At 43.4% G+C, this 9,308-nt stretch carries 4 protein-coding genes; 3 read left to right on the top strand and 1 reads right to left on the bottom strand.

Annotated elements, in window-relative coordinates; all coding sequences use genetic code 11:
- The first annotated feature begins 1,221 nt into the window (after positions 1 to 1,221).
- From AC3A8L_RS16960 to AC3A8L_RS16950, 3 genes are all read left to right on the top strand, one after another.
- Positions 1,222 to 2,433, top strand: coding sequence for a hypothetical protein (locus AC3A8L_RS16960; RefSeq protein WP_487963459.1), 1,212 nt, complete (start codon positions 1,222 to 1,224; stop codon positions 2,431 to 2,433).
- Between the two features lie 556 nt (positions 2,434 to 2,989).
- Positions 2,990 to 7,099: a two-component regulator propeller domain-containing protein gene (locus AC3A8L_RS16955; RefSeq protein ID WP_487963458.1), complete on the top strand. Its 4,110-nt coding sequence runs from the start codon at positions 2,990 to 2,992 to the stop codon at positions 7,097 to 7,099.
- A gap of 314 nt (positions 7,100 to 7,413) precedes the next feature.
- Positions 7,414 to 8,238, top strand: a complete 825-nt coding sequence (locus AC3A8L_RS16950) for a glycoside hydrolase family 11 protein (protein WP_487963457.1) — start codon at positions 7,414 to 7,416, stop codon at positions 8,236 to 8,238.
- 444 nt (positions 8,239 to 8,682) lie between these two features.
- Here the strand turns inward: AC3A8L_RS16950 and AC3A8L_RS16945 are convergent, their stop codons facing one another.
- Positions 8,683 to 9,147 (bottom strand): N-acetyltransferase, encoded by a 465-nt coding sequence (locus tag AC3A8L_RS16945; RefSeq protein WP_487963456.1) that lies wholly within the window; start codon positions 9,145 to 9,147, stop codon positions 8,683 to 8,685.
- Positions 9,148 to 9,308: the final 161 nt, after the last annotated feature.

The following is a 9,308-nucleotide window of genomic DNA, read 5'->3' as shown; positions in this document are numbered from 1 at the left end:
CTCTTCGCCTAATTGGATAAACTATTATTGCCTCGCCCCTTATTTTTAAAAGCCCAGCCAATAATGAATGCATTATGCGGAAGGGACCACTATTCGACGCTGCAGGAGCTTAATGCCTAGGAGGCGCTATCGATCAGAATAAACCTGGAAGCCGCTACCGAGCCATGCAGCCCTCAAATGCTCAGCGCAATCAATCAATCAGCCTTTACTGTATGCAATAATTTTAAATTGGCACTCACAAGGCGAGGCCTTACAGAAAAGTCACCAAGAGTTGGGCGTATTAACCCTACATACGGGCTTTGGGTTTTTTGAGCATATTATGGAGTAGGAACTGCAGCGGATACAAAAACGCTTTTCCATCTTCCTATAGATTTATAAATACCGGTATTATCGACCTGTAATGTTAATCGCTATACATTAATTACTTTAAAATTTCTTGACAGCCTTACGATCCAAGCAGTTAAGACCTAATGAATTTATTATTCGAGAATTTTTATAATAAGCTGGGGGATGTCGCCATCAATTTGATCTTCACCTATAACTACAAGCTGTCACTTAATGACACAACCCTAGGCCAACTTACAACCAGCCAATACTCCCGTCAAAAAATCCTATTGAATAATTTTTCAATGAAGATACCTGAAAGACACTATTTCATTTTTCACATAGATCAAGCCAAGTAAACGCTCCCCTCACATGAATGAAATACAACACCGTTGAACCAACCTCTAATTATAAGAAAAACGGTTATATGCTATTTTCAAAGGGTATTTATGCTTATTTACAATCAAAAAAACATCACCAGTATTCAGCCGCACAAGAATAATAGACTAAGCGCTCCAATTAAATCGTTAATAAATACGGCAATTAAATCCATCTACTTTAAAGTAATTAAGCGCAATAACGACCCAAATAGCCCAGACCGTAAGCAGCGACGGATTAATGAGAGCATATAAAACGGCGCGAAAAAACCCAAGGCGATTAACGTGTCACATTTCTCCTATTAATTTACTTACCTACTTCAAACAATCATGCTAGCTAAATTAAAAATGTCTCGCGAGACATTGATACCGCGGTCATATTTATGTGCGCTCCAACTTAAAATCCATTTAAAAACACGTACGACATCACGATTTAAACTTATGCCCAAATATTATCGCGCCTACTCATATATTATCGGCCTTACTTGATTGTCTTAGACCACCATTAGCGAGAAAAATTATGAAAATATTGTCCATACCAACCCTCGGCGTATTATCGCTCACCCTAGCCGGCTGTATCGGCAACGATAATCATGATATTGATCCGTCCATCTGCGACCACCACCCAGGGGAATACAATTGTCCTGACGCAAGCTCCGAAAGCTCTATGTCTGATGCAATGTCTTCTAGCTCTGCTCCAGTTGTTGTAACTTCTAGCTCCGCGCCAGTTGTCGTAACTTCTAGCTCTGCTCCAGTTGTTGTAACTTCTAGCTCTGCGCCTGTTGTCGTAACTTCTAGCTCTGCTCCTGTTGTAGTGGCTTCTAGCTCTGCACCAGTTGTCGTAACTTCTAGCTCTGCGCCTGTTGTTGTAACTTCTAGCTCTTCGCCTGTTGTTGTATCTTCAAGCTCAGCACCTATGGCTAGCTCTTCTGCAGCAGCCGTTAATATCGAAGATTTAAGCTTTACCGAAGCATTGACGGATGATCAAAGCGTTGAGGTAGACGCTGTTGCAAACCTAGGCGAGGCATTCATTAACCTTATTGATAAAGACGCCTTCGACGCATTTTACTTAGATCTTGTCGCACAAGGTCTAGACGAAGCTGCAATTAAAAAAGCTGTAGCTGCGTTAACACCAGTAGGTACAGCGATTGGCGCTGAGTTTATTAAACAATTAAGCGGAGAATACGTAATACCGCTACCCGAAGGCATTAATCTTATCGCCCCCGATCCCGAAGAGGTTGGCTTTGGTTTGCACTATAGCTACTCGGTCAATCAAACTATTGATGATGTTGCAGTTGCTCTCAATATAGAATTACAGTTCCCGAATACACCGCCTGGGGCCACAATAGATAATGGTGAAGGTGGGGTCAAAACCTTCCGTGTAAGTCTAGACGGGTTAACCGTGGTGGTTAACGAGCTTACATTGACCACATCCGATGTAGCAATTGCACTCGACACAACCAACCCCTTAATAAACTTTGGGGGAGCGCTTCGTGTGGTAGCAGTTACAGGTTCTGATGGCAGTATTGAGATGATAGAAGCTAAGAGCGCGCCCCTAGCTGTCCATTTAGAAGGCTCCGTAGTTAACGGTATTATTGGCGTAGATGCTGATGCTATCGGTACTATTGGTGGACTGGACATCCAAGTTGATATGGCTGCCGACACGGCAACTGTTGGTGTAACACAACCTGATGTTGTCGTTAACATGCAAGGTGTTGATACCTCAAACTAAAATCGCAACACGCTTACTGGCGGCGCATTGCAATAATGTAAAGCCAGCAAGCACGACTGCTTTTGAGGATCTAGAATAAACAGTTACAGGTAAGCGCCCCTATTTCATATTGCTTTAAAGCTGGGCGCGCTTATTGCGAATTATTCTGTATTCTCAACGCATTTATTTAAAGGGCGCTCTCCGATAATAAGGAGGCGCCCTTTTTCGTTGCCACCTATAAAAAATACTGATTCAAAGACACACTAAAGCCCTTCGATACTGAAGCATGCCGTAGGCGCTCATAGGTTTGCGGATATTATTTATCGCTGCATTCAGCTCTCGCCAAAAAAGCATACAACGACAAGAATGAGAGTAAAGGCGCCAGCACTTAATCCGCGCTCTCCACGCCTCACCACACCAATACCCAATAGCGCTCTAATTATGCTTAGAGTCCAGCAACCGCAGTAATTGCCTCTATACTTAAAAAACCGCTATTCTTCTCAGCTGTGATATTTCCGGTAGCACAGAATTATTTCGTTTTCGCATAAAAAACCTAGGGGTTAAGCCAAATAAAGTTATGAATAAAATTATTTTTTTATTCCTTATTGCAATAGTTTCGCCCTATGTAAATGCAGAACTTTACTCTAGCAAGATCAGTTTTCAGCACGTGCTCGAAAATAAAGATGTCGTGCTGGGTGTAACCCTATCCTTGCATCAGGATACAGACGGCTTTATATGGATTGGCGGTGAAAGTGCGCTAATTCGCTATGACGGCTACACCTTTAAAAGCATTGGCGAGATTGATGGTAATGATCCTAGCGCTAAACCTAAAACCGCTGTCATGGTGCCTCATATTTTTGAAGACAGCCAAGGCATACTTTGGATTGCAACGATCAAAGGCCCCCTTTGGTATGATAAAGAAGTTGAGCTACTGCGCCGCCTGCCGGATCACGACAGCCTAAAAGATATGCCCCTATCATCAGTCGGCGCTAGGCGCATTGCAGAGCTTGACGATGGCCGCATGGCCGTATCCACCTTTGGTGGCGTATACATAGTAGACAGAACAACCGGCGCTGGTACATTACTACGCACAACCGACGGCCTTAGCCCTGGCAGAGTAAACAGTATTGCCACAGGGCAAGGTTACTTATGGATAGGTACCGCCAGCGGCCTTGATAAATACGATCCTAAAACCGGAAAAATTGACAACTACCGACCTTACGCACCCGATCCAAGTTCCGAGCCCGATAACGGCGTATCCATGATTTTATTCAGCCAAAGCAACGACATGTGGCTAGGTACTGATCGCGGTCTTATTAAATTTTCCCCCGAAACAAAAAACTATACGCGGTATAGCCATATTGATGGTGATAGCACCAGCTTTTCTGGAGGTGATATTTGGTGGCTTTCAGAATCCAAAGAAGGTTACATCTGGATAGCAACCGATGGAGGCGGCCTCAATATGTTTTCCCCATCGATGGAAAAGTTTGTTCAGTTTAAACACGAAGCCGGCCGTACAAGCTCTCTTAACTCCAGCGTTGTTCGAACTGTAATTGAGGATAATAATGGCGACCTGTGGGTCGGTAATTACCCTAGCGGCGTTAACTTTTTTGACAAATCGAGCGCGGCGATTCATGCCCACACCCCAGACCCGTCAAACCCTACAAGCTTATCTCACATTTCAGTTATGGATGTAGCGCAAGAAGCCAACGGTAATATTTGGGCGGGTACAGATGGCGGAGGTTTAAATCATTTTGATCGAGACAAGCAAACATTTACCGCCTACAAACACAATAAAGATGACCCAAATACGATTGGCGCGCCGGCGGTTTTATCGCTATTTTTAGACTCAAAAAATGTTTTATGGGGCGGCACTTGGGCTGGCGGCGTTTTTCAAGTCGACCTTAATAATAACCGTAAAATTACCCGTCTCCCTCATGATGCAAAACGCGCAGCGAATGCCCCGATTACTCACTCAAAGAAACTGAACAACGACAAAGTTTGGTGCATTTATGAAGATGCCGCCGGCACCATTTGGATTTGTACCCATGAGGGCGGCCTTAACCAATACAACCGTGATACCGGCGAGTTCACTCACTATATCGAGACAAGTGATAAAGGCTCCCTGCTGGGGAATCAAGTCTGGACGGTCCATGAGGATAGCGAAGGTGTTTTCTGGGTCGGTACTGTAGCCGGCCTTAATTGGTTGGATCGAAAAACGGGCATATTTAATGCCTATATTCCAGAACTCAACAACCCGCAATCAATTAGTAACCCCTCAGTATTGAGTATTCTGGAAGATAGCCAAAAACGACTGTGGTTTGGAACAAATGAAGGGCTAAATTTATTTGATCGCGAGACAAAAAGCTTTACCACCTTTGGCAAAGCCGATGGCTTTTTTGATGACTCTATCCGTAGCATTATAGAAGACCCTAAAGGTCAATTATGGATGGGGACTAATAGCGGCGTTGTCATGTTCGAGCCGAAATCCAAGCGCGTAAAAAATTACAATCGCGATAGTGGAAAACTCATCGGTGGTTTTAACTATACCGCCGCATTAATCACAAAAGAGGCCGAAGCTATTTTCGGTGGCAAGAAAGGCTTAAGAATCTATAAAACTAATGAGATGAGCGACAACGCATTCCTCCCACCAGTTGTATTTACAAGTTTAAAAATCAACTCAGAAAATGTACCCATAAAGCCAGAAAATAGCCTCCTAAAGAAAAGCATCAACTTGACTGAAGAACTAATATTGGATTACAAAAAATCCATTTTTGAAATCGATTTTTCTGCCCTAGGCTTCCGCGATTCGGGTAAAAATCAATATACCTATATCCTAGAGGGTTTTGATGCTGGCTGGGTGAATGCAGGAACAGAACGACGCGCAAAATATACCAATTTGGATGCAGGAACATATCGATTTAAAGTAAAAGCCAGCAACAACGACGGCGCATGGAACGACGAAAGCAAAGATATTCGCATTATTCAACTACCGCCCCCCTGGGAAACATGGTGGGCTTATAGCCTATACTCACTCGCTATACTTGGTTTTTTAACGAATCTTTATATTAAACAACGACAAAAACGACGGTTAATCGAAGAGCAAAATCGTCTATTAGAAGCCAAAGTCACCGAGCGAACAAAAGAGCTAGCGGTAAAAAATAATGACATTCAGGCTATGCTGGGAAATATGCGGCAAGGCTTATTTACGGTCGAACCCAATGGTAATATACATCCAGAATATTCAGCCTATTTGGAAAAAATATTTTCCACCACACATATTGCAGGCACACGAGCAATTGACCTCCTTTTTGAAGGCGCCGAGTTTGGTGGTGATGCGCTTAACCAAGCGAAAGAAGCCCTTCAATCAATAATCGGGGAAGACTCGCTAAATTTCACTTTCAACGCACATGCTCTACCAACAAACTATATCGCCGAACGCAATGGCAAGCGCCAGCATTTATCCCTCGCTTGGGACCCCATTTTAAACGAAGACATTATTGCAAAACTTATGGTCTCCGTCAGGGATGTTACCGCATTAAGAGAGGCCGAAGCCGAAGCGCTAAGCCAAAAACGCGAGCTCGATATCATATCGCAAGTCATTAAAATACCTGAGAATAAGTATCTAGATTTTGAAGAAAGCACTCAGAAATTCATTAACGAAAACCGCGAACAAATTAAGCGATCAAATGAAAGTAGTGAAGAGGTTATAGCCTTACTGTTTCGTAACATGCATACGATAAAAGGCAACTGTAGAACCTACGATTTAAAACATTGCAGCGATGTTGCCCACGAGGTAGAAACTTACTATACCCAACTCAAAAATAATTTAGACACTGCATGGGATAAAGAAAAGCTACTGCGCGATTTAGACGCGATGGAAGAAGCCATTGCTGAATACCATCAGGTTTACCACTTCATACTGGGCCGAGGTAATAACTCGGATCATGACAAAGTCATGGTGAACGCATCTGCTTTACACTCAATTCAACGATATATATCACGAACTTTCTCAGCATTTCCAGAAATCAAAGAGTCAACTGATCTTCAATCGGCAAACATGCTATTGAATATTTCACTCTCGTCTCCGCTTAGTGAAGTCATTCATGAGATTGTAAACTCACTCCCATCGATTGCAGTACAACTTGAGAAAGTAGAACCTCTAGTGACATTCGATGACCAAAATATGCGTATTCGAACAGAGGCTCACGAAACCATCAGCAATGTATTTTCTCATATACTAAGAAACAGCTTAGATCACGGTATAGAACCGTCCCATGATCGAGAAGCCGCGGGCAAGCCCATTCAAGGAAAAATACTTATTGTTAGCGAAAGAACAAATGAAAACATGACGGTGAAAGTCGTTGATGATGGCAGGGGAATTAACACCCAAGTACTTTTCCAAAAAGGCGTTCAATTACAGCGCTGGGGTGCTAGTGCTACCGTGCCACCACAGGACATTGCAGATTTAATTTTTGCGTCGGGCACATCAACGAAAGAAGAAGTGAGCAAAATATCTGGGCGTGGTGTTGGGATGGATGCAGTCAAGCGATTTCTAGAAAGCATTGGAGGCACAGTTTCCCTCAATCTTCTCGAAGATACACCCAATGAAAATGGATACATCCCATTTGAAACAATTATCACACTCCCGCCAGAATATTATGTGGAAATTTCTTATACGAAGTAGGACTTTCCAGATCAACTTAACATGAAATCAAAATGACCATTTCACGAAGGAGTAGCAACGGAAAGGAATAAAATGAAGAAAATCGAACCCTACTGAAGCATGCGGTACAGATAATTTCAGGGCTAGACGCCAGGGCAAAATGTAGACTAGGTAAGCCCCTATAAATGCACTATTATTTCGCGCTCATAGACATAGCGTACCCGGTGTAGCTGGCCGCAGGCACTGGATCTTTTAAGAAAAAATGCTTTAATATATAGCTGAGAGTCGCAATTAAAGCAGTATATGACGCACCCTAAAAGTTGGAGGATGACCGCTTGAAAACATATTCCCACATCAAAACCCTTGCTTTAGTGGGGGCATTAAGCCTTGCAAGCTGCACCACCGCACCGAACGCACCAAAATCAAGTAATGTCGATACGCAATCATCGGGAATTTCTATAAAGAAATTTGGGGCTTACACACAAAAATATACCAGCCCCACACTACTTACCCAAAGCCACGCAACAGGCCATGTGGGCGATTTTTTCTTTACCCACTGGAAGGACGGCGGCTCTGCATCTTTAACCTTGGATCCCGATGGCGCCTTCAGCGTAAGCTGGCAGGGAGGCGGCTACAACTACGTAGGCGGCCCTGGGTGGCACTTTGGTGATGAAAATAGAGTTATCGGCTATCGCTTCAATGAAGATAGCGGAGCCAATTTCATTACACTGTATGGCTGGGGCTACAATAAGGATATGCCCACCTCAAACCCCGCACACTTAGTCGAGTACTATATTCTGCAAAGATGGAGCAATGCATACGCACCCAGTGATAACGGCACATATGGCAAGACGTTTACTAGCGGTGGGGTCGAGTACTCTACCTACCGAACAATACGCGACCAAAAGCCATCCATTAACAACATAACCACGTTCTATCAATATTGGAGTATGCCAAGCCAGCATCTTCCTCTTGGGCAGGACCACAAAATCATATTTGCCGATCACGTTAAAGCCTGGGCCGATACTGGCTGGATACTTCCAGATATGAACAACTTCGATGCCAGTGACGACCCAACATACCAAGTTATGGCCGTTGAAGTGTTCAACCCGCCTAGCGATGGTAAAGCCTCTGGCCGAGTATGGGACGCTACGCCTTAACAATCCTGTAAAGCCCAGTGGAACTGATCACTAGGCAGATAACGACACCCTAAAAATAATGACTCCTGCGCTAATATCTAAATATTCGCGCAGGAGCTCAAGACCAAACACCGCTATTCCACACCCCAAAAAACATCCAAAGCCCCCCCTGCTAAACCAACCGAAAATTATGTTCGATTTAGGAGCGAGACAAAATAGTTTATCCCATAAGGCGAAGAGGGCCTGCAGGGAGGCAGGTGATTAGAATAACGCATCGAGGCAGGTGCAGTGGCAAACAAGCAGGCGGTCATTTCATTATTAAATAATAGCTCTCACTCGAGAAATACTAATTGTTCTACCCGGATAAGTTACAGACAAAATATCTGGGTGCCTTGTGCGATTATGAGCAAGCGAACACCCACATAAACCTGCAGATTTTCTGCCCAGTTATCGGTTATGCGCGCACTATTTAATGACGGGAACATGATAAGTTGTAAAACACCGACCTAATTGCTTCGTTTTATGAACTTTAGTTGATATCTTATTCAGCGCCTTGTACTCAGGTCTACTTTCGAGCAAATGAAAGAGTATTTCTTTATGCCCGAGCACATTAGCCCAATGCATGAGCGTTTTAAAAATAGGAATACCGTAGCCCCAGAATTTTTTTGAAATAACAATCGCCAACTCAAAACCATTGTCATCTGGCTGAATCCCACACCAACCAGCCAACACCCCTCCGATATACACTACCCGAACACGACACCCCTGCAGCGCATCCACTTTAATTTTATCTTTCGCCCACGATTGAAGACTAGCGACATCAAAATATGGATGGTCGATCAAATGAGTCCTCAGAGAATCCTCATTAACAACTACCATCAAGTCTTCTGCATTCACTTTATCAAAAGATACAAATTCAATTTCACTCATATTTTTACACTTTTAATATTATTAATTAATATTTTAAATAACTAGTTCCCGGAAATAAATGTCGCACTGACTGTGTTTGTACGGAAACGGAGTCCGGTAGAATGCTTTGTTGAACCAAGCCGCTACGCGGCAGATTAAAAGAGCTTCTCGCTCGGCCGATA

The organism is Marinagarivorans sp. (genome assembly GCF_982758155.1).
Note: the sequence above shows the minus strand (reverse complement) of the source record. Positions and strands in the feature narration are given on the sequence as shown.

Excerpts from the sequence above, each read along its gene's own strand:
- AC3A8L_RS16955 (WP_487963458.1), top strand. The coding sequence starts at position 2,990 with ATGAATAAAATTATTTTTTTATTCCTTATTGCAATAGTTTCGCCCTAT.
- AC3A8L_RS16945 (WP_487963456.1), bottom strand. The coding sequence starts at position 9,147 with ATGAGTGAAATTGAATTTGTATCTTTTGATAAAGTGAATGCAGAAGAC.
- AC3A8L_RS16960 (WP_487963459.1), top strand. The coding sequence starts at position 1,222 with ATGAAAATATTGTCCATACCAACCCTCGGCGTATTATCGCTCACCCTA.